Below are 19851 nucleotides of genomic sequence, written 5' to 3' on the forward strand. Positions count from 1 at the left end.
CATGGTCGCTGACAGCGCGGGCCGTCCGCTGCGCGTGCTGCTCGTCACACCCGACTTCCCGCCGGGGCTCGGCGGCGTGCAGAGCCTGCTGCACCGGATCACGGCGGCGATGCCGCACGCCGAGGTCACGGTGCTCACTCCGGATGCGCCGGGGGGCGCGGTGTTCGACGCGACCGCTCCTGTCGCGGTGCGCCGCGTGCGCGTGCCCGCCGCGCCGGCGAAGCTGCGCAACGCCGCCTTCAACGCGCGCGGCCTGGTCGCGCTCCGCGGGCTGCGGCCCGACGTCGTGCTCGGCGGCCACGTCGTCGTCTCGCCGCTCGCGCTCGCCGCCGCGCGGCGATTCCGCGTGCCGTTCGTGCTCTACGCCTACGGCAAGGAAGTGCTCGGCGGGCCCCGGCTCGCGGCGTGGGCGCTGCGCCGCAGCGCAGCCGCGGTCGCCGTGAGCCGCTTCACGCGCGGCCTGCTGCTCGAGACGGTCGCCGACCGACCGCATCCGCCCGTCCACGTCGTCTACCCCGGCGTCGAGATCCCGCCCGACCCGCCGCCGGAGAGCGCCGGGCTGGCTGGGCGCCCGTTCACGATGGTCACCGTCGGCCGCCTTCGCGACCGCTACAAGGGGCACGACGTCGTGCTCGAGGCGCTGCCGCGCGTGCTCGAGCGGCTGCCGGATGCGCGCTGGGTCGTGATCGGCGACGGGCGGCAGCGCACGCAGCTCGAGGAGCGCGCCGCGCGGCTCGGGGTCGCGCACGCGGTGTCGTTCCTCGGCGCGGTGCCCGACGCCGAGCGGGACGCGAGACTGCGCGAGGCCGACGTCTTCGTCATGCCCGCGCGCTTCCCCGAGGGGGAGGTCGCGGTCGAGGGCTTCGCGCTCGTCTACCTCGAGGCGGCCGCGTGGGGCGTCCCCGCCATCGCCGGCGACGTCGGCGGCCCGCGCGAGGCGGTCGTCGACGGTGAGACCGGGCTGCTCATCGACCCCGAGTCGCCCGAGCGGGTGGCGGCGGCGATCCTCTCGCTCGCGACCGACCCCGAGCGCACCCGCCGGCTCGGCGAGCAAGCGCGTCGCCGCGCGGAGGCCGAGTTCACGTGGCAGCACGTCGCGGGTGAGCTCGAGGGGCTGCTGCGACAGGTGGCAGGGCGCTAGCGAAGCCCAGGTTTGTCCCCCATGGCTCATGGTTGGCTCAAGTGCGCTTGCGAGGGAATCCTCAGCGGTTACGCTCCCGCTCAACTGCACACCACAGCGCGGGGTCACGAACCGGCTCGAACGAAGGGCAAGCCGATGCGCGCGCTCATCACCGGCATCACGGGCCAGGACGGCGGGCACCTCGCCGAGCTCCTCCATGACAAGGGCTACGAGGTCTACGGCCTCGTGCACGGCCAGAACAACCCGAAGCGGCTCGCGGTCGAGACCGAGTTCCCCTTCGTCACGCTGCTCGAGGGCGACGTGACCGATCCGACGTCGATCGTGCGGGCGGTCGAGACGTCGCAACCCGACGAGCTCTACAACCTCGCGGCGATCAGCCACGTCGGCTACTCGTTCAAGAACCCCACGCTCACGGCGGAGGTCACCGGCAAGGGCGTGCTCAACGTGCTCGAGGCGGTGCGCCTCGCGCGACTGACCGACACCACGCGCGTCTACCAGGCGTCCACTTCCGAGATGTTCGGCGGCCTCGACTACAACCGGCCCGGCCGCGGCTACAACGAGAGCTCGCTCTTCCACCCGCGCAGCCCCTACGGCGCGGCGAAGCTCTACGGCCACTGGATCGCCAAGAACTACCGCGAGAGCTACGACATGTTCGTCAGCTGCGGCATCCTCTTCAACCACGAGGGCGAGCGCCGCGGGGTCGAGTTCGTGACGCGCAAGATCACCACCGCGGTCGCCCGCATCGCGAGCGGCCTGCAGGACCACCTCCAGCTCGGCGACCTGTGGCCCAAGCGCGACTGGGGCTACGCGGGCGACTACGTGCGCGGCATGTGGCAGATGCTGCAGCACCCCGAGCCGGAGGACTTCGTGCTCGCCTCCGGCGAGACCCGCTCGGTCGAGCAGTTCGTCGAGGCCGCGTTCGCCGAGGTCGGGGTCGACGACTGGCGGCCGTTCGTGCGGCAGAACCCGGCGCTGCTGCGGCCCGCGCAGGTCGACATCCTGCTCGGCGACGCCTCGAAAGCCGAGAGCGAGCTCGGCTGGTGCCGCGAGGTCGACTTCTCGGGGCTCGTCCAGCGGATGGTGCGGCACGACCTCTGGCTGCACGGCTCCCACGACGTGCGGCACCGGCGTCCGCGCTCGCGCGCGCTCGTCGGCGGGGCCGCCTGAGCGGTGCTGCGCCTCGCCGTCACGGGCGCCGACGGCTTCGTCGGCCGGCACGTCGCCGCGCTCGCGGCCGAGCGCGGGCACCGGGTCGTCGCGGTCTGCCGCGCGCCCGATGCGATGGTACCGGGTGCCGATGCGGTGATCGAGGCCGACCTCACCGAGGCTTGGCCGCGCACGCCGCCGGTCGACGCGGTCGTGCACCTCGCGGCGCTCGCCGCCGTCGGCCCCTCCTTCGACGAACCGGTGCGCTACATCGCCGACAACGCGGCGATGACGGCTCACTTGTGCGAGGCGCTGCTGCACGGGCCCAGGCCCGCGCCGCGCGTGATCGCCGCGAGCACCGGCGCGATCTACGCGCGGTCGGAGCGCGCGGTCGACGAGTCGGTGCCGCTCGCCTTCGCCTCGCCGTACGCCGTGAGCAAGAGCACGGTCGACAGCCTGCTCTCGTACTACCGGCACCGCGGCCTCGACACCGTCGTCGCGCGGCCGTTCAACCACATCGGCGCTGGCCAAGGCCCCGGCTTCCTCGTGCCCGACCTCATCGCCCGGCTCGACGCGCTCGAGCCGGGCGCGGCGCTCCGCGTGGGCAACCTCGATGCCGAGCGCGATTACACCGACGTGCGCGACGTCGCGATGGCCTACCTGCTGCTCGCCGAGGCGCCCGTGCTCGAGCACGACATCTACAACATCGCCTCGGGGCGTGCGCGCAGCGGCCATGAGGTGCTCGCCGCGATCTGCGCGGCGAAGGGCCGTGAACTGCCGTCGCTGCGCGCTGGCCGGCGCCGCCCGCTCGACGTGCCGCGGGTCGTCGGCGACGCGAGCCGCTTGCGGCGCGAGCTCGGCTGGGCGCCGCGCTTCGACTTCGAGACCTCGATCGCCGCGGCGATCGAGGCGCGGGTGTGAGCCGGTGCCGATGATGACCACCGTCCCGGCCGTCGCGCACCTCGACCACTCGGTCGAGCCCGGCGGCGGCGAGCTCGCGCTCCGACGGCTGCTCGAGACCGGCCCGGCGTGGGATGCGATGACCTTCGTGCCGCCGTCGTCCACCGGAGCGGGCACCTATGCGTCGCTCGGCGACGCCGTGCGCGTCGTCGGCGTGCGGCAGCCGGCCGGCGTGATCGGCGCCTCGGCGGGCGCGCGAGCGCTGATGCTCGCCCGCGTCGCGCTCCAGGCAGCCGCCCTCCGCGTCGCTCCGGAGTTCCGCCGCTGCGACGTGGTGCACACGAACACGAGCCGCGCGGCACTCATCGGCCTGCTCGCGACGGTCGGCTCCCGGAAGCGGCTCGTCGTCCACTTGCGCGACGCCGTCGACGAAGCGGCGCTCGGCGGCCTCCCCGCCCGCGCCCTCCGCGCGGCGCTGAGCCGAGCCCACGGCGTCATCGCCAACTCCGACTACACGCTCGAGTCGGCCCGCCGGTGGATCCGGCCCGACGCCGCGGTCGCGGTGATCCCCTCCCCGATCGGGATCGACCGCCGCCGTCCCGTGGCGCCGCTGCGGCCCACCGTGCGGACGATCGGGATGCTCGCCCGCCTCGCGCCGTGGAAGGGGCAAGCGGAGCTCGTGCGGGCCTTCGCGGCCGCCTGCCCCGCGGGCACCGGATCGTCGTCAGGCGGCACCGTGCGGCTGCAGCTCGCCGGCGCGGCGGCGTTCGCCGAAGCGGGGTTCGAGCGCGAGCTGCGCGCGCTCATCGACGAGCTCGGCATCGCCGATCGCGTCGACCTGCTCGGGCACGTCGACGACGTGTGGCCGCTGCTCGACGACTGGGATGTGTGCGTGCACGCCTCGACGCGCGCCGAGCCACTCGGGCAGAACGTGCTGCAGTACCTCGCAGCCGCCCGGCCGCTCGTCGCGACCGCGGCCGGCGGCCCGCTCGAGCTCGTCGACGACGGCGAGACGGGGCTGCTCGTCGAGCCGGGCGACGTCGGCGCGCTCGCCGCGGCGCTGCGCCGCCTCGTCGACGAGCCGGGCCTGCGCGAGCAGCTGCATCGCACGGTCGCCGCGTGGCGGCCGGTGCCGCCCGATAGCGCCGTGGCGCGCGCCCACGCGGAGCTCTTCGCGCGCGTCGCGGCGCCCAGCCCGGCTCAGGCCGACGTGCGCGCCGCCCGGATGGCGGCCTCGTAGTGGGCGAGCAGGCGCGCCGGCGACCCGGCCTCGAGCACCTCGTCGATGAGGCGGCGCGCCGCGTGCTGCTCGGCGGGCTCGAGCTCGGGGCCGGCCGCGAGCCGGCGTCGCAGTGCCTCCGTGAACGCCGCACCGCTCGCGAGGTCGAGCGGCACGGGCCCGTCCGCGCGCGAGCGGAGGTACTCCGATCCGGGCGTCGGGTAGGCGACGACCGGCAGCCCGTGGTCGAGGCCCTCGAGCATCGGGATGCCGAAGCCCTCGTACGCGGAGGGCGACACGAGCGCCCACGCGCGCCGCATCACATCCGCCACCTCGTGGTCGCTCAGCCCGGACCTGTGGTCGACCCACGGCGCCCACGCGCTCGCATCATCGGCTGGCCCGATGACTGTGAGCGCGACGTCACCGCGCTCCCCGCCGAGTGCGGCGAGCGCCTCCTGCGCGACGCGGCCCTGCTTGCGCCCCTCGAAGCTGCCGACGAAGACGACCGAGGGGGTCGCGCTCGGTCGCCGCTCCCCCGGCGGCACCCCGAAGTAGGGCGGCACGATCGCGTCGCAGTGCAGGAGCTCGAGCGACTCCGGGCCGATCGCGAGCTTGCGGGTCGCGCGCGCGGCGGAGCGCGCTTCCAGCCCGGCGAGCACGTAGTGGTTGAGCTTCCGCAGGCCGCTCGACGAGCGCGCCTCGCCGAGCGAGGAGCCGTAGAACGTGCGCACGAGCGGCACGCCGCGCGGCAGCAGCAGGTCGTCGCCGTGCGAGTGCACGAGGTCGGGTTGCAGGCGGCGGGTCGCGCGCGAGGCGCGCAGCGTAGCCCCGTAGTAGCGGTCGATGCGCCCGCGCGCCGCGGGGAGCGTCTCGAGGCGCACGCCCTCCATCGGCACCGCCCCCTCGAAGCAGATGACGGTCAGCTCGACGAGGTCGCGCATGCGCTCGGCGAGGCGCTGCGAGTAGCGGCCGACGCCACCCGAGTGGTGGCCTGCCCGCGGCCACTCGAGGGCGAGCCAGGTGACGCGCATCCCGCCCCCCTTCCGCGAATGCGGCAAGGCTATCCCCCAATCGGCGGCTGACCGTGGCGCGCGAGCCGCTCGTCATCGCGCACGACTACCTCACCCAGCGGGGCGGGGCCGAGAGGGTCGTGCTCGCGCTCACGCGCGGCTTCCCCGGTGCGCCGATCCAGACGACGCTCTACGACCCCGGGGGCACCTACCCCGAGCTGCGCGGCGCCGAGATCCGCACGACCGTGCTCGATCGCGTCGGGTTCCTGCGCCGGCACCACCGCTTCGCGCTGCCGTTCCTCGCTGCGGTCGTGAGCCGCGCCCGCATCGACGCCGACGTGGTGATCGCGAGCTCGAGCGGCTGGGCCCACGGCTTCCGCACCACCGGCCGCAAGATCGTCTACTGCTACTCCCCGGCCCGGTGGCTCTACCAGCCGGGCGTCTACCTCGGGCAGCACGCGGCGCTCTCGACGCGCCTCATGCTCGGCGTGCTCGGCCCGTGGCTGCGGCGCTGGGACCGGCGGCAGGCGCGCACCGCCGACGCCTACATCGCCTGCTCGTCGGTCGCCCGGGACCGCGTGCGCGCCGCGTACGGCATCGAGGCCGAGGTCGTCTATCCGCCGCACTCCTACGGCACCGACGGCGAGGAGCGCCGCCCTGCAGCGCTCGGCGGGGAGGTCGACCGGCTCGACGGCTTCGACCTGTGCATCTCGCGCCTGCTGCCCTACAAGAACGTGGATGCGGTGGTCGGCGCGTTCGCCAGCCTCTCGCACCGGCTCGTGGTCGTGGGCGCCGGGCCGGAGGAGGCGCGGCTGCGGGCGATGGCGCCGTCGAACGTCGTCTTCCTGCAGCACCTCTCCGACGCCGAGATGCGCTGGCTCTACGCGCGCTGCGGCGCGATCGTGGCCGCGAGCTACGAGGACTTCGGGCTCATCCCGGTCGAGGCGGCGTCGTTCGGCAAGCCGTCGGTCGCGCTGCGCTGGGGCGGGTTCCTCGACACGATCGTCGAGGGCGTCACGGGGGTGCTCTTCGACGAGCCGACGCCCGCGGCCATCGCCGACGCGGTGCGGCGCTGCCGCGCGAGCTCGTGGGATGCCGAGGCCATCCGAGCGCACGCGCGCCGCTTCTCGGAGGAGGCATTCCTCGAGCGCATCGGCGCGATCCTCGAGCGGGAGACGAGCGCGCTGCCGCGTCGGGCGTGAGGTCGAACATGCAGCGAGTCACGACGCTCCCGGCGCACGCGCAGCGCCTGCTCGAGCGCGGGCGTCCGGTGCTGCAGCTCGCGGGCGTCACGTACGCAGGCCTCGGGCTCAGCGTGCTCTCGGCCCCGATGCTCGCGACGGCGCTCGGCGCCGGAGGCCGCGGCCAGCTCGCCGCCGCGTTCGCCGTCATCCACGTGCTCGGCCTCGTCGCGTTCGTCGGCCTGCCGCGCGGCATCGCGGTGCAGGACCACCGCGAGGCGTCGGCGTCGCGCTCGGCGATCGTGCTCGTCGGCGTCGTCGGGCTGCTGTCGGCCTCCGCGTGCTTCCTCGCGGCGGACGTGCTCGCGGGCGGCGACGCGTGGGTCGCGGGCGCGATCCGCCTCTCGAGCGTCGTGCTCGCTCTCGCCGGGCTCTACCAGCTCGGCGTCGAGCGGATGCTCGTCGGCTTCCGCCTTGGTGCGTACAACCTCGCACGGGTGTGCAACGTCGTGCTGCCTTCGCTCGGCTACATCGTCGCGTTCCTCGCCGGCGCGCTCACGCTCGAGCTCGCGTTCGCGATCACGCTGACCGGCCAGGTGCTCGCGTCGCTCGTCGGCATCGCGGGCTCGCTCGGCGCGATCCGCCGCGCAGAGCGGCGGCCCGCGCCGTGGCGCTTCAGCCTCTCGATGTGGTCGTCGACCGTCGTCGACGGCGTCACGTGGCGCATGGATCAGGTGCTGCTCGCGATGCTCGCGAGCTCGGCGACGCTCGGCGTCTACGCGGTCGCGTCGACGCTCGCGAGCGCCTCGGGCGGGCTCACGCAAGCCATCAACGCGGTGCTCTACGGCCGCTTCGCGGCCGACGAGGCGCTGCGCATGCGGCACGGCCGGCTGCTGTCGCTCATCTCGTCGGCGCTCGCGTCGATGACGCTCATCACCGCGATCGCGCTGTGGCAGGAGGCGCTGCTCGGGCCGACGTTCGACGGGCTGCTCGCGCCGCTCGCGCTGCTGTGCCTCGCGCAGGCGCTCAACGACCAGTGGCAGCTGCAGGTCTACCGGCAAGCGGCGTCGCAGGCGCACGCGGGCATCACGGCGCCGTCGTGGATCGGGCTCGCCGCCTTCGCGACGGTCGCCGCGGCGCTCGCCGTCACCGAGAGGCTCGACGCGACGACGATGGCGCTCGCGGTGCTGTCGGGCGCGGCGACGAGGGTGGGCGTGCGACTGGTCGGCGGCGCGATCAGCGGCCGCGCGCGGCCTGCGGCGAACGCTCCGGCGCACGGCCCGATCCACTGACCACCGCGGCGCTGAGGCGAGCGCGCACTGCTCCCGGCGTCAGCGGTGCGCGCGCCTGCGCTTGCCGCCCCGAGCCCGCTGCTTGCGGTCCCGCGGCGCCTCCTCGGGCGCCCGCGCGTGCTCCGGAGCCTTCGGCGCGGGCGTCGCCGACGCATCCGCCTGCTCCTTGTCACGCCCTCCGTAGCCGTACTCGGCGTAGCGGTACGACTCCGAGGAGCCGAGCCGCGCCATCGTCATGATGAGGCCGGCGACCGAGGCCTCGACCGTCTCGAGCATCTCGAGCGAGCGCTTGAGCTGCGGTGCGTTCACGCGGTCGGCGGCGGCGACGAGCAGCACATCGGCGCCGTGCTGGGCGAGCACGACCGCGTCGGTGACGGGCAGCAGCGGCGGCGCGTCGAGCAGCACCCAGTCGAACTCGGCCCGCAGCTCCTCGAGCATGGCGTGCATCGCGCGCGAGCCGAGCATCTCGCTCGGGTTGGGCGGCACGGCGCCGGCGGGTAGCACGTACAGGCCCGACGTGCCCCACTGCTGCACCGCATCCGCCGGGGCGACGCGGTCGATGAGCACGTCGGTGAGCCCGACCGCGCCGTTGAGGTTCATGTAGTCGGCGACCTTGGGCTTGCGCAGGTCGGCGTCGACGAGCAGCACCGACTGCCCAGAGCCGGCGATCGCGAGCGCGAGGTTGACGGCCGTGGTGGTCTTGCCCTCGCCCGGGATCGACGACGTCATCACGAACAGCCGGCTCTTGCCGTCGACCTCGACGAAGTTGAGGTTGGTGCGCAGGGTGCGGAAGACCTCCGACTGCGGGCTGAGCGGCTCCGCGTGCACGACGAGCGGGCGCGCGGCGGCCTTCGGGTCGAAGTGCACGGCGGCGAGCAGCGGTGCGGAGGTGACGGCCTTCACGTCGCGCTCGGTGCGGATGCGCGTGTCGACCAGGTCGCGGATGACGATGAACGCGAGCGCTGCGACCGCGAGCAGCAGCGCGCCGAGGATGGCCTGCAGCACCGGGCGCGGGCTCTCGGGCTCGGCGGGCACGTCGGCGCTCACGATGGTCGCGAGCCGCACGGGGCTCGTCGTGCCGGTCGTCTCGAGCTCCTCGACCGCCTCCGCGAGGCTCGCGGCGGTCGCGTTGGCGAGGTCGGCAGCGAGCGCCGGGTCGTCGCTCGTGGCCGCGATCTCGAGGATCGCGGTGTTCGTCACCGGCATCGCCTCGACCTGCTCCATGAGGTCGCGCACCGGCACCTCGAGCTCGAGCCGATCGGCGACGCGCTCGAGCACCTCCTCGCTGCCGGCGAGCCGGGCGTACGTGTTCACGCGCGAGAGCGTGAAGGCATTGCCTTGCACGAGATCGGAGCTCGTATCCGCCGCTTGGGTCGAGATGAAGACCTCGGTGGATGCGCGATAGGAGGGCGTCTGCACGAACGAGATGAGCAGTCCGGCGGCGGCGCCCAGCACCGCGGCGAAGATCACGAGCAGCCAGTGCTTCCGCAGCAGCCGCGCGTATTCAAGGAAGCCCATCGTCGTACCTCCGGAGCATCATCGCGGCCATTCGTGCCGCAGTGCGCCATCGCCCCGGCTGCCGATTGGTCACATCGTAGGGGTGCTGGCGCAATGCAGAAGGGCGCCGCTGCTCAGCAGCGGCGCCCGAAACGATCATGATCTGATCAGCGGTTCTTGTATCGCTCCACGATGTCGGCGGGAATGCGGCCGCGCGAGGCGACCTTCAGGCCCTGCGACTCGGCCCACTCGCGGATCGCGGCGGTCTCGCTGCTGCCGCCGCTGCTGCGTCGGCTGCTTGAACTGCGGCCGCGGCTGCGGCCCGAGACGCGGCGCGATGCCCGCACATAGCGCTCGAGCGTGCTCGAGAGCTCTTCGATGTTGTCGTTGCTGAGGTCGATCTCGTACTCAGCTCCGTCGAATGCGAATCGCACCGTGCGACCGGCGCCATCCTCGATGGGCTCGCCCGTGAAGTCGTCGACGAGCTTGGTGAAAGTCTGCTTTGCCATGCCACGCAATATAGACCATTGTCCAGTGCGCGCAACACAGGAATGCAAAGCGAGGGAATGTACCCCTTTGCGGTGACCTCGGTCTATGCGGACTGCTCGGTGAACTGCTCCACATACTCGCGGAGCCATTCACGAAGGCCAGGGCCGAGGTCCTCGCGCTCGCACGCGAGCATCACGTTCGCCTTGATGTAGTCGAGCTTGTCACCGGTGTCATAGCGGCGGCCGCGGAAGATCACGCCGTGCACGCCGCCCTCGGCGTCGTCCTCGGCCATCGTGAGGAGCGCATCCGTCAATTGGATCTCTCCCCCGCGACCCGGCACCGTCTGCTCGAGCACCGGGTAGATCTCGGGCTTCAGCACATAGCGGCCGACGATCGCGAGGTTCGAGGGCGCCGTGCCCGGCTCCGGCTTCTCGACGAGCCCGCGCACGCGCACGACGTCGGGCTCCTCGGTCGCGTCGACGGTCGCGATGCCGTAGAGGTGCGCTTGCGCCGGGTCGACCTCCATGAGCGCGACGACGCACGTGTCGCGCTCGTCGTGCACCTGCAGCATGCGCTCGAGCAGGTGGTCGCGCGGGTCGATGATGTCGTCACCGAGCAGCACCGCGAACGAGTCGCCGTTGACGTGCGCCCGCGAGCGCAGCACCGCGTGGCCGAGCCCGAGCGGGTCGCCCTGCCGCACGTAGTGGACGTTCGCGAGCTCGGACGACTCCGCGACCCGCTGCAGGCGCTCCTCGTCGCCCTTGCGCATGAGTATCGCCTCGAGCTCGGTCGCGCGATCGAAGTGGTTCTCGAGCGCGTTCTTGTTGCGGCCGGTCACAAACAGGACGTCGGGCAGCCCGGCGCGCACCGCCTCCTCGACGACGTACTGGATCGCCGGCTTGTCGACGACCGGCATCATCTCCTTCGGCAGCGCCTTCGTCGCCGGCAGGAAGCGGGTGCCGAGCCCCGCCGCTGGGATGACGACCTTGGTGACAGAATGGCGCATGGGGCCACGGTACCCGCCGCTCGCACCGCGCACCTGAAACGAGCGGCCAGACGCTAGCCGCCGCCGGCCGCCAGCCCCCTCAGCAGACCTTGAGGGTGTTGTACCCTTGCGGCCAGGACTCGAGTCGATTGCGCGTGTGAATTCGTTGTGCGTCGCGGCGCCGGGAGATCACGGAGGAACGGTTGGAACCCAGCGCACACAGCGACGGCAGGGGCAGGTCGCTGCGCGCCAACATGCGGGTGTTCCAGTACCTCTTCGACGCGATCGCATGGCTCGTCGCGATCGTCGTCGCGGTGTGGCTTCGCTACGAGTTCGGTTTCGGAGAGACGAACTGGCTCGCGATGCTCGCACTCGTCGTGGTGGCGGCTCTTGCTCAACTGGCCGCTGGGAGCGCGCTCGCCCTGTATCGCCGCCGGTACCACGTCGGCAGCTTCGACGAGGTGCTCAGTCTTACTGGATCCGTCGCGCTGACAACAATAGTGATCGGCCTTCCGATCCTGATCGTGGGACCCGAGATTGGCATCCCTCGCAGCACTCCGCTCATCGCCGCGCCGCTCGCATTCCTCGCGATGGCGCTGACTCGCTACTTCCGCCGGGTAGTGCAGGAGCGAGCGAGCCGCCCGAAGGACGCGGCGACCCCAATCTTGGTCTACGGCGCCGGCTTCGTCGGCTCGAGCCTCATCAAGCGCATGCGCACTGACCCCCAGTCGCGTTACAACCCGGTCGGCATCATCGACGACTCCCCAAACCTCGCCAAAGCGGTGCGCTCGGGCGTGCGCGTGCTCGGCACGGGCGAGCAGCTTGCGGAGGTCGCGCAGGCGACAGGAGCGACCACCATGGTGATCGCGATTGCTCGGGCCGACGCCTCGTTGATGCAGCGCATCTCCGATCGAGCAGCCGCCGCCGACCTGCGCGTGCTCGTACTCCCGCCCCTCGACGACATGCTCGAGGGCCGCAGCGCGATGGGCGACCTTCGCGAGATCTCCATCGAAGACATAGTCGGCCGCCACCCAGTCGACACCGACGTCGAAACGGTCGCCGGCTACCTCAATGGGAAGCGCGTCCTTGTCACCGGCGCGGGCGGCTCCATCGGCGCTGAACTCTGCCGGCAGATCGCGCGCTTCGGACCTGCGGAGCTGATGATGCTCGACCGCGACGAATCTGCGCTACAAGCAGTGCAGATCTCGATCGCCGGCCACGGCCTTCTCCACACGAAGGATGTTGTGCTCGCCGACATCCGCGATGCTGACGCAATCCGCGACCTGATGCTGGAACGACGCCCCCACGTCGTCTTCCACGCTGCTGCCTTGAAGCACCTCCCCATGCTCGAGCAGTATCCCGACGAAGCATGGAAGACCAATGTACTTGGCACGCTCAACGTTCTCGAGGGCGCTCTTGCCGCCGACGTTGAGACGTTCGTCAACATCTCCACCGACAAGGCCGCGAACCCCACGAGCGTGCTGGGCCATTCGAAGCGGCTGGCCGAGCGCCTGACCGCTTCGTACGCGGAGCGCGGTGTCGGGCGCTACCTATCGGTCCGCTTCGGCAATGTCCTGGGCAGTCGAGGGTCGATGTTGCCGACGTTCACTGCGCTTATCGAGGCAGGTGGCCCCTTGACGGTCACCCATCCCGACATAACGCGCTACTTCATGACCATCCCGGAGGCATGTCAATTGGTCGTCCAGGCTGGCGGCATCGGCCGTCCGGCCGAGGTGCTCATCCTCGATATGGGCGAGCCCGTGAAGATCCTCGATGTGGCGAAGCGGATGATACGCATGTCAGGTAAGCCGATCGAGATCGTGTACACCGGCCTGCGTCCGCACGAGAAGCTACATGAGGAGCTGATTGGCGCTGGGGAGCACGATGAGCGCCCGTTCCACGAGAAGATCACGCACGCCCGTGGCGAGCCGCTCGAGCCGGACGCACTGGACAAGGCAGTTTGGGACTCGCATTGGGATCGGGAGCGCCGGCTTGATCAATCGCATGGCGACGCAGAGCAGGCTCACGTCGGCGGCGCGACGGCTCCTATCGTGCCGAGCCAGCTCGGACTGAGGGGAACCCGATGAACGACCGAATCTATATGTCGTCTCCGGATGTCGGTGACGACGAGAAGACCGCTGTCCGACGAGCGATGGACTCGGGTTGGATCGCGCCGCTCGGGCCCGAGGTCGATGCGTTCGAGCAAGAACTCGCAGGCCGCGTCGGCGTCGCCCACGGCGTTGCGTTGTCGAGCGGCACCGCAGCGATCCACCTCGGCTTGCTGGGTCTCGGCATTGGGCCTGGTGACATCGTTGTCACGTCATCGATGACCTTCGCCGCAACCATCAACGCGATCACCTACACCGGCGCGACGCCGGTTCTCGTCGACAGCCGCCCCGAAGACGGCAACATGGACATCAACCTGCTAGAAGAGGCGCTTGCTGCTCTCGAGCGGGACGGCACTCCCGCAAAGGCGATCGTTCCCGTCGACCTGCTTGGACGGGCGGTGAACTACACCGCCATCGAGCAGCTCGCCGGGCAGCGCGGAATACCGATCCTCGCGGATGCGGCTGAGTCGCTTGGAGCGCGGCACCGTGGCCGTGCGACCGGGTCATTCGGCGCAGCGTCGATCGTCTCGTTCAACGGAAACAAGATCATGACGACTTCAGGCGGCGGGATGCTGCTCACTGATGACGGGGACCTCGCGTCGCGGGCCCGATACCTCGCCACCCAGGCACGTCAGCCAGTCGCGCACTACGAGCATGTCGATGTCGGGTACAACTACCGACTCTCGAACGTTCTCGCTGCGCTCGGGAGAGCGCAGCTGCAGCGACTGGACGAGATGATGGCGCGACGGCGCAGGATCCGCGAATCGTATCGGCAGCTCTTCAGTGCCGTCGATGGCGTCGAGCTGTTTCAGGGCGTAGACGACGGCGAAGACAACTGCTGGCTCACGTCCATCATCATCGACGGCCAGGCGACCGGCATCTCACCCACTGCCGTGCAGGCGGCGCTCGCGGCTGAATCGATCGAGGCGCGCCCCTTGTGGAAGCCCATGCACCTGCAGCCGGTCTTCGCGCACCTGAAATCCTTCGTGAACGGAGCGTCGGAGGCCCTGTTCACGCGCGGCTTGACGCTGCCTAGCGGGTCAGCGCTGCGCGATGACGAGTTGGAGCGCGTGCACCGGGTACTGCGCGCAGCACTGGTCGAGCGAGTAGCGGCGTGACGACGCGCCGATACGACAGACTGAAGCGAGGTCTCGACGTCGTCGGTAGCGCTACTGGTTTGGTCGCCGCTTCTCCCCTGCTGGCCGGTGTCGCGCTCGGCGTGGCGCTGAAGCTGGGACGACCCGTGCTCTTCCGGCAACCGCGTCCCGGCCAGCACGGCCGCATCTTCACTCTGCTCAAGTTCCGCTCGATGCGGTCGCCCGATCTGGCGAAGGGGCTTGTGAGCGACGCCGATCGGATGACGCCTTTCGGCGCCGCCCTCCGTGCCGCCAGCCTCGACGAACTCCCCAGCCTCTGGAACGTGCTTAAGGGCGATATGAGTTTCGTCGGGCCGCGACCGCTTCTCGTCGAGTACCTCGACCGCTACACGCACGAACAGGCCCGTCGCCACGAGGTCAGGCCCGGGATTACAGGCCTTGCGCAGGTCCGCGGGCGCAATGCCCTTTCCTGGGAGGAACGCTTCGCGCTCGATGTCGAGTACGTCGACTCCCGTAGCCTGGCCCTCGACGCTCGAGTCATGCTGGAGACGGTCATCGCTGTCTTCCGTCGGACTGGGATTTCCGCCGAGGGGCATGTCACGATGCGCCCCTTCGAGGGCGCCGAGCAGGTGCATCGCTGATGGAACGCATCGTCGTGCTGGGAGCCGGCGGTTTCGGCCGGGAGACCTTGGATGTCATCCAGGCGATCAACAGCGCGCGCCCTCGGTGGGAAATCGTCGGTGTCATTGACGACGCGCCAGCTTCGGTGCAGCTCGACCGCCTCGAGGCGCGCGGCGTCCCCTGGCTAGGCGCCCTGGACACGTTTCTCGGCTCGAGCGCCGAGCCGGTCTGGTTTACCGTCGCGGTCGGCTCGCCGACGGCTAGGCGGCGCCTGCACGCACGCCTCGAGGGCGCCGGCCACCGCCCGGCGACGCTCGTGCACCCGGCCGCGCACGTTGGATCCCAGGTGTCGCTCGCACCCGGCACGATCGTCTGCGGAGGTGCGCAGATCTCGACGAACGTGACGATCGGCGTCGGCGGCCACGTGAACCCTAACGCCACCGTCGGGCACGACTCGACACTCGACGATTGGGTGTCGATCAACCCGGCCGCCGTCGTCTCAGGTGACGTGACAATAGGTGCGACGTCGCTCGTTGGCGCAGGTGCGGTGATCCTCCAGGGCCTCTCGATCGGTGAAGGAGCATTGGTCGGCGCAGCAGCGTGCGTTACGCGCTCGGTGGAATCTGGCCGCATGGTGAAGGGGATCCCGGCACGATGAAGATCGCCATCGTGTCGCAGTACTACCGCCCCGAACCTGTCGCGATCCCCACAACGCTGGCCGAAGAGCTTGCGCGCCGTGGGCACCAAGTCACCGTCATCACGGGCTTCCCAAACTACCCGGACGGTCGCGTGTACGCGGGCTACCGCATTCGCCGTCGCCAGGTGGATACCGTGAGCGGGGTTCAGGTGGTGAGGGTGCCCCTCTTCCCGGATCACTCCGGCCGTGCGCTGCCGCGGATGGCGAACTACGCGAGTTTCGCGGTCTCATCCACTGTCGCCATGGCAGCGCTGCGGTCCGCCGACGTCGTGTACGTCTACGCGACGCAGATGACGGCCGCGCTCGGCCCTCAGTTGTGGCGCGCTGTAGGGCGCGCTCCCTACATACTGCACGTCCAAGACCTCTGGCCTGAGTCGATTACTGGTTCTTCTCTTGTATCGGGCCGCGCATCGCGCACGATCGACGCGGTCCTCACGCCTTGGCTGCGGTCGGCGTACCGGCGAGCTTCGAACATCATCGCCATCGCGCCGACCATGGCCTCAATGCTCGAAGGCCGCGGCGTAGATCGCGACAAGCTCACCACGTTGTTGAACTGGGCAGACGAGAGTCTCATAGAGTCTCGTGTTGAGCCGATTCAGATTCGCGGCAGTGCTGAGCGACTCGAGATCGTCTACGCCGGCAACCTTGGGGATTTACAGGGCCTCGAAACGGCGATCCGAGCGATGGCGCTGCTCGAGCAGCCGGACGATGCACATCTGCATTTGTTCGGTTCGGGCGTCACTGAGCCGCAACTCCGAGAACTCGCCGCGTCGCTCGATCGCGGGAATGTCACTTTCCACGGGCGCATCCCCGCGGCGGCGCTGCCTCGCATCGCGGAGCAGAGCGACTTCCAACTCGTCTCTCTGCGGGATATTCCCATCATGCGCGGCACGATACCGTCGAAGCTGCAGGCGAGCCTGCGCGACGGTGTCCCCGTCATCGCCTCCGCGGGTGGCGATGTACAGCGCCTGGTCGAGACGCATGGCGTCGGATTCGCAGTCGCGCCCGAGGACCCCGCCGCACTCGCCGAGGCCATCCGATCGGCGATCGCGCTGGACGAACTATCGAAGCGAGCAATGGCTCGACGCGCTCGACACACCTACGAGACCACCATGTCCTTCCAGCACGGCGTCGACGTCATCGAACGCGTGCTGGCGGCTGCTGCACAGGAAGGCAGATCGTGACGCACGACTACTCGGGATCCACGGTCCTCATCACCGGCGGCACCGGATCATTCGGCCATACCGTCGCCCGCAGATTGCTTGCCACGGACGTTTCGCAGATCCGCATCTTCAGCCGCGACGAGGCAAAGCAAGACCTCATGCGACACGAGATCGCCGACCCGCGGCTTCGGTTCTACGTCGGCGACATCCGTGACTACACGAGTGTGGAGCGCGCGATGCGTGGCGTCGACTTCACCTTCCACGCGGCCGCGCTCAAGCAGGTTCCGTCATGTGAGTTCTTCCCAATGGAGGCCGTGCGTACGAACGTGGTCGGGAGCGAGAACGTTGTGCGAGCCGCGGATCACGCGGGGGTCTCGTCGCTCGTGTGCCTCAGCACCGACAAGGCGGTGTATCCCGTGAACGCCATGGGAATGAGCAAGGCGATGATGGAGAAGGTCGCGCAGTCCTACGGGCTGAACAACCGCGACGCGGCAACCACTGTGTCCTGCGTGCGCTACGGCAACGTGATGTATTCGCGCGGCTCGGTGATCCCGCTCTTCGTCCGGCAGCTTAAGGCTGGCACGGACCTTACTGTCACCGACCCCGGCATGACGCGATTCATGATGTCTCTCTCCGACTCGGTGAGCCTTGTCGAGTTCGCGTTCCATAACGCTGAGCAGGGCGACCTCTTCATCCGCAAGGCGAAAGCATGCACCATCGGCGACCTCGCGCAAGCCGTCATCAATCTCTTCGAGGCAGACGCGAAGGTTAAGGTCATTGGCACCCGCCACGCGGAGAAGCGTTCCGAGGCGCTCGCGAACCGCGAAGAGCTCGCGCGCGCGCAGGACATGGGCGACTACTTTCGGATCAAGGCGGACGCGCGCGACCTCAACTACGGCGTCTTCGTCGACGAAGGCGACCCTCGCCAGGACCAGTACGACGACTACGACTCGCACACCGTCGATCGCATGACCGTCGCGGAGGTGGAGCAGCTGCTGTTGACTCTGCCTGAGATACACCGCGAGCTTCACGCCGCGAGCGTCGAGCGGGCCACCGCATGAAAGTCGCGATGACGGGTGCCGGCGGCTTTCTCGGCTGGCACACGCGAGCTGCACTCAGGGAGAGCAACGTCGACGTCAGCCCGATCTCGATGGGTGACGCGTTCGATGATGCCGCCGCCGTTGCGGCGGCATCGAGCGAGCGATTCATCCACATCGCCGGCGTGAACCGCGGCACGGATCCCGAGGTCCAGGACGGCAATCTACGCTTCGCCCAGCAGGCAGCGTTCGCGATCACAACAGCGATCGAGCCGCCCCGTGTGGTCGTGTTCGCCAACTCAACGCAGTCGAAGAACGGGAGCGTATACGGCGAGGCGAAGGCTCGCGCTGCAGCAACCCTCGCCACTGCCGCTGAGCGAGTCGGGGCGGAGTTCATCGACTTGCAACTACCGAACCTATATGGGGAGCACGGCCGCCCGTTCTACAACGCCGTCACCTCGACCTTCTGCCGCCTGCTCGCGGACGGCGATACGCCGATGGTCGAGCAAGACAAGGAGCTCACGCTCCTGCACGCGCAGGACGCGGCGGATGCGCTCACTGGCGCGATACCGCCGTCAGGGGTCGAAGCCAAGGCCGAGCGGGAGCGAGTAAGCGGGCTCCTCGGACGCCTCGAGCAGATGGCTGCGACCTACCGCGGAGGCGACATGCCGGACGTCTCGGCCGCCTTCGACCGCAACCTTTTCAACACTTACCGCTCCTACACTTTCCCCGAGCAGGCGCCGGTGCGGCTCACACGTCACGCCGATGCCCGAGGCTCGTTCTTCGAGATCATCCGCACCCACGGCGGCACTGGACAGTCCTCCTTCTCAACGACTGCACCGGGTGTCACGCGGGGAGACCACTTCCATCGTCGCAAGATCGAGCGGTTCACGGTGCTCTCCGGTTGCGCGGTCATCCGGTTGCGACGCCTGTTCACCGATGACGTTATCGAGTTCGCTGTCGATGGTGACGCGCCCGCCGCGGTCGACATGCCGACTATGTGGAGTCACTCGATCGAGAACATCGGTGACGAGCTGCTCTACACGTCGTTCTGGACGAACGACATCTTCAACCCTGTCTCGCCCGACACGATCGCGGAGGCCGTCCGATGAGCGACAAACTCAAGGTAATGACCGTGGTAGGCACTCGACCGGAGATCATTCGACTCGCGCCCACGACGAAGCTGCTCGACGAGCTCACGGACCACGTGCTCGTGCACACGGGGCAGAACTACGATTACGAGCTCAACGAGATCTTCTTCGAAGATCTCGGCTTGAGGCGCCCCGACCACTTCCTCGAGGCCGACGTATCGTCGCTCGGGGCCGCACTGGGGTCGATCATGGCCAAGACAGAGGCTGTGCTCCAGCAGGAGCGGCCCGATGCGTTCCTCGTGCTCGGCGACACGAACAGCTGCATCTCGGCGGTCATCGCCAAGCGGCTCAAAGTGCCGGTCTTCCACATGGAGGCCGGCAATCGATCTTTCGACGAGAACGTGCCAGAGGAGACCAATCGGCGATTGGTCGATCACGTGGCGGACTACAACCTGGCCTACACGGAGCACGCGCGTCGCAACCTGCTTGCAGAGGGGATACACCCCGCTCGAGTCAGCGTCACGGGCTCTCCGATACTGGAGGTGCTCCAAGATCGGGCGGATGCGATCGCGTCGAGCGACGTACTTGCGCGTCAAGGTCTGACTGAGCATCAATACTTCCTGGTCAGCCTGCACCGAGAAGAGAACGTCGACAACCCCCGACGCCTTGAGCAAGCGCTGCAATCTCTGCAAGCGATCCGCAGCGAGTACGCTCTCCCAGTCCTGATGTCGACGCACCCGCGCACTCGCCTGCGGCTGGAGGGTCAGGCCGCGCAGCTTCGCGAAGGACTTACCCTGCACCCGCCGTTCGGCTTCAATGACTACATCCGCCTCCAGCGCTCGGCTCGAATCGTTCTCTCTGACAGCGGGACGATCGCCGAGGAATCCAGCATGCTCGGTTTCCCTGCGGTCACACTGCGCGATGCCATTGAACGCCCCGAGGCGATCGATACGGGCGCGATCATCTCCTCGGGCGTCGAACCTGAGGGAGTCCTGGACGCCGTTCGCGCCACGCTCGCTCTTCACGCGAGTAGGGGCAGGCCGGCTCAGCCTGACGACTACTCCCGAGTGGACACCGCTCGACGTGTCGTTTCCTTCATCCTCTCCCACACGAGAAGCCACCATGCTCGCGCCGGTATCCGGTTGGGTTCACGGTGACAGTTCGCGGAGCGACGGGC

At 69.6% G+C, this 19851-nt stretch carries 18 protein-coding genes; 14 read left to right on the forward strand and 4 right to left on the reverse strand.

All coding sequences use genetic code 11. The features are described 5' to 3' along the window. Position 1: 1 nt before the first annotated feature. From ACP7BI_RS06325 to ACP7BI_RS06340, 4 genes are all read left to right on the forward strand, one after another. The gene (locus ACP7BI_RS06325) at positions 2-1141 is read left to right on the forward strand and encodes a glycosyltransferase family 4 protein (protein WP_425844458.1); all 1140 of its coding nucleotides are present in this window, start codon (positions 2-4) and stop codon (positions 1139-1141) included. A gap of 135 nt (positions 1142-1276) precedes the next feature. Further along, positions 1277-2308 carry a GDP-mannose 4,6-dehydratase gene (locus ACP7BI_RS06330; protein WP_425844459.1) on the forward strand — a complete coding sequence of 344 codons (1032 nt, stop codon included), beginning with the start codon at positions 1277-1279 and terminating at the stop codon, positions 2306-2308. A 3-nt stretch (positions 2309-2311) separates the two neighbouring features. Then, the gene (locus tag ACP7BI_RS06335; RefSeq protein ID WP_425844461.1) at positions 2312-3208 is read left to right on the forward strand and encodes an NAD-dependent epimerase/dehydratase family protein; all 897 of its coding nucleotides are present in this window, start codon (positions 2312-2314) and stop codon (positions 3206-3208) included. Between the two features lie 10 nt (positions 3209-3218). Further along, positions 3219-4427 carry a glycosyltransferase gene (locus ACP7BI_RS06340; RefSeq protein WP_425844462.1) on the forward strand — a complete coding sequence of 403 codons (1209 nt, stop codon included), beginning with the start codon at positions 3219-3221 and terminating at the stop codon, positions 4425-4427. Here ACP7BI_RS06340 and ACP7BI_RS06345 read toward each other — a convergent pair. After that, entirely contained in the window at positions 4388-5437 is a 1050-nt protein-coding gene (locus ACP7BI_RS06345; protein ID WP_425844464.1) for a glycosyltransferase family 4 protein, read from the reverse strand. The genes ACP7BI_RS06340 and ACP7BI_RS06345 overlap by 40 nt on opposite strands. A 53-nt stretch (positions 5438-5490) precedes the next feature. Here ACP7BI_RS06345 and ACP7BI_RS06350 point away from each other — a divergent pair, with 53 nt between their 5' ends. Beyond that, positions 5491-6618: a glycosyltransferase gene (locus ACP7BI_RS06350; protein WP_425844465.1), complete on the forward strand. Its 1128-nt coding sequence runs from the start codon at positions 5491-5493 to the stop codon at positions 6616-6618. A gap of 8 nt (positions 6619-6626) precedes the next feature. Beyond that, entirely contained in the window at positions 6627-7889 is a 1263-nt protein-coding gene (locus ACP7BI_RS06355; RefSeq protein ID WP_425844467.1) for an oligosaccharide flippase family protein, read from the forward strand. Between the two features lie 39 nt (positions 7890-7928). Here ACP7BI_RS06355 and ACP7BI_RS06360 read toward each other — a convergent pair whose 3' ends face one another. From ACP7BI_RS06360 to galU, 3 genes are all read right to left on the reverse strand, one after another. Continuing rightward, complete coding sequence (locus tag ACP7BI_RS06360; RefSeq protein ID WP_425844468.1) at positions 7929-9407, reverse strand: polysaccharide biosynthesis tyrosine autokinase; 1479 nt, start codon at positions 9405-9407, stop codon at positions 7929-7931. A 146-nt stretch (positions 9408-9553) separates the two neighbouring features. Beyond that, positions 9554-9895 carry a histone-like nucleoid-structuring protein Lsr2 gene (locus ACP7BI_RS06365; RefSeq protein WP_425844469.1) on the reverse strand — a complete coding sequence of 114 codons (342 nt, stop codon included), beginning with the start codon at positions 9893-9895 and terminating at the stop codon, positions 9554-9556. A gap of 83 nt (positions 9896-9978) precedes the next feature. Beyond that, the gene (gene galU / locus ACP7BI_RS06370; RefSeq protein ID WP_425844470.1) at positions 9979-10881 is read right to left on the reverse strand and encodes a UTP--glucose-1-phosphate uridylyltransferase GalU; all 903 of its coding nucleotides are present in this window, start codon (positions 10879-10881) and stop codon (positions 9979-9981) included. Positions 10882-11063: 182 nt separating this feature from the next. On the opposite strand from galU, the gene ACP7BI_RS06375 reads away from it, so the two are divergent. From ACP7BI_RS06375 to wecB, 8 genes are read left to right on the forward strand one after another with little or no spacing between them, the layout of a single operon-like run. Further along, a complete protein-coding gene (locus ACP7BI_RS06375) occupies positions 11064-12947 on the forward strand; it encodes a polysaccharide biosynthesis protein (RefSeq protein WP_425844472.1) in 1884 nt (627 codons plus the stop codon). Then, on the forward strand, positions 12944-14086 hold the full coding sequence (locus ACP7BI_RS06380) for a DegT/DnrJ/EryC1/StrS family aminotransferase (RefSeq protein ID WP_425844474.1): 1143 nt from the start codon (positions 12944-12946) through the stop codon (positions 14084-14086). The genes ACP7BI_RS06375 and ACP7BI_RS06380 overlap by 4 nt, the downstream gene beginning before the upstream one ends. Further along, positions 14083-14706 (forward strand): sugar transferase, encoded by a 624-nt coding sequence (locus ACP7BI_RS06385; protein ID WP_425844475.1) that lies wholly within the window; start codon positions 14083-14085, stop codon positions 14704-14706. Before ACP7BI_RS06380 ends, ACP7BI_RS06385 begins: the two co-directional genes overlap by 4 nt. After that, the gene (locus ACP7BI_RS06390) at positions 14706-15344 is read left to right on the forward strand and encodes an acetyltransferase (protein ID WP_425844476.1); all 639 of its coding nucleotides are present in this window, start codon (positions 14706-14708) and stop codon (positions 15342-15344) included. Before ACP7BI_RS06385 ends, ACP7BI_RS06390 begins: the two co-directional genes overlap by 1 nt. Continuing rightward, positions 15341-16567, forward strand: coding sequence for a glycosyltransferase family 4 protein (locus ACP7BI_RS06395; RefSeq protein WP_425844478.1), 1227 nt, complete (start codon positions 15341-15343; stop codon positions 16565-16567). Before ACP7BI_RS06390 ends, ACP7BI_RS06395 begins: the two co-directional genes overlap by 4 nt. Continuing rightward, positions 16564-17607 (forward strand): polysaccharide biosynthesis protein, encoded by a 1044-nt coding sequence (locus ACP7BI_RS06400; protein ID WP_425844479.1) that lies wholly within the window; start codon positions 16564-16566, stop codon positions 17605-17607. The genes ACP7BI_RS06395 and ACP7BI_RS06400 overlap by 4 nt, the downstream gene beginning before the upstream one ends. Continuing rightward, a complete protein-coding gene (locus tag ACP7BI_RS06405; RefSeq protein WP_425844481.1) occupies positions 17604-18695 on the forward strand; it encodes an NAD-dependent epimerase/dehydratase family protein in 1092 nt (363 codons plus the stop codon). Before ACP7BI_RS06400 ends, ACP7BI_RS06405 begins: the two co-directional genes overlap by 4 nt. After that, positions 18692-19831 carry a non-hydrolyzing UDP-N-acetylglucosamine 2-epimerase gene (gene wecB / locus ACP7BI_RS06410; RefSeq protein WP_425844482.1) on the forward strand — a complete coding sequence of 380 codons (1140 nt, stop codon included), beginning with the start codon at positions 18692-18694 and terminating at the stop codon, positions 19829-19831. Before ACP7BI_RS06405 ends, wecB begins: the two co-directional genes overlap by 4 nt. The last annotated feature ends 20 nt before the right edge of the window (positions 19832-19851 follow it).

This window comes from Agrococcus sp. TSP3-2-1 (genome assembly GCF_049897585.1).
Lineage (GTDB): Bacteria > Actinomycetota > Actinomycetes > Actinomycetales > Microbacteriaceae > Agrococcus.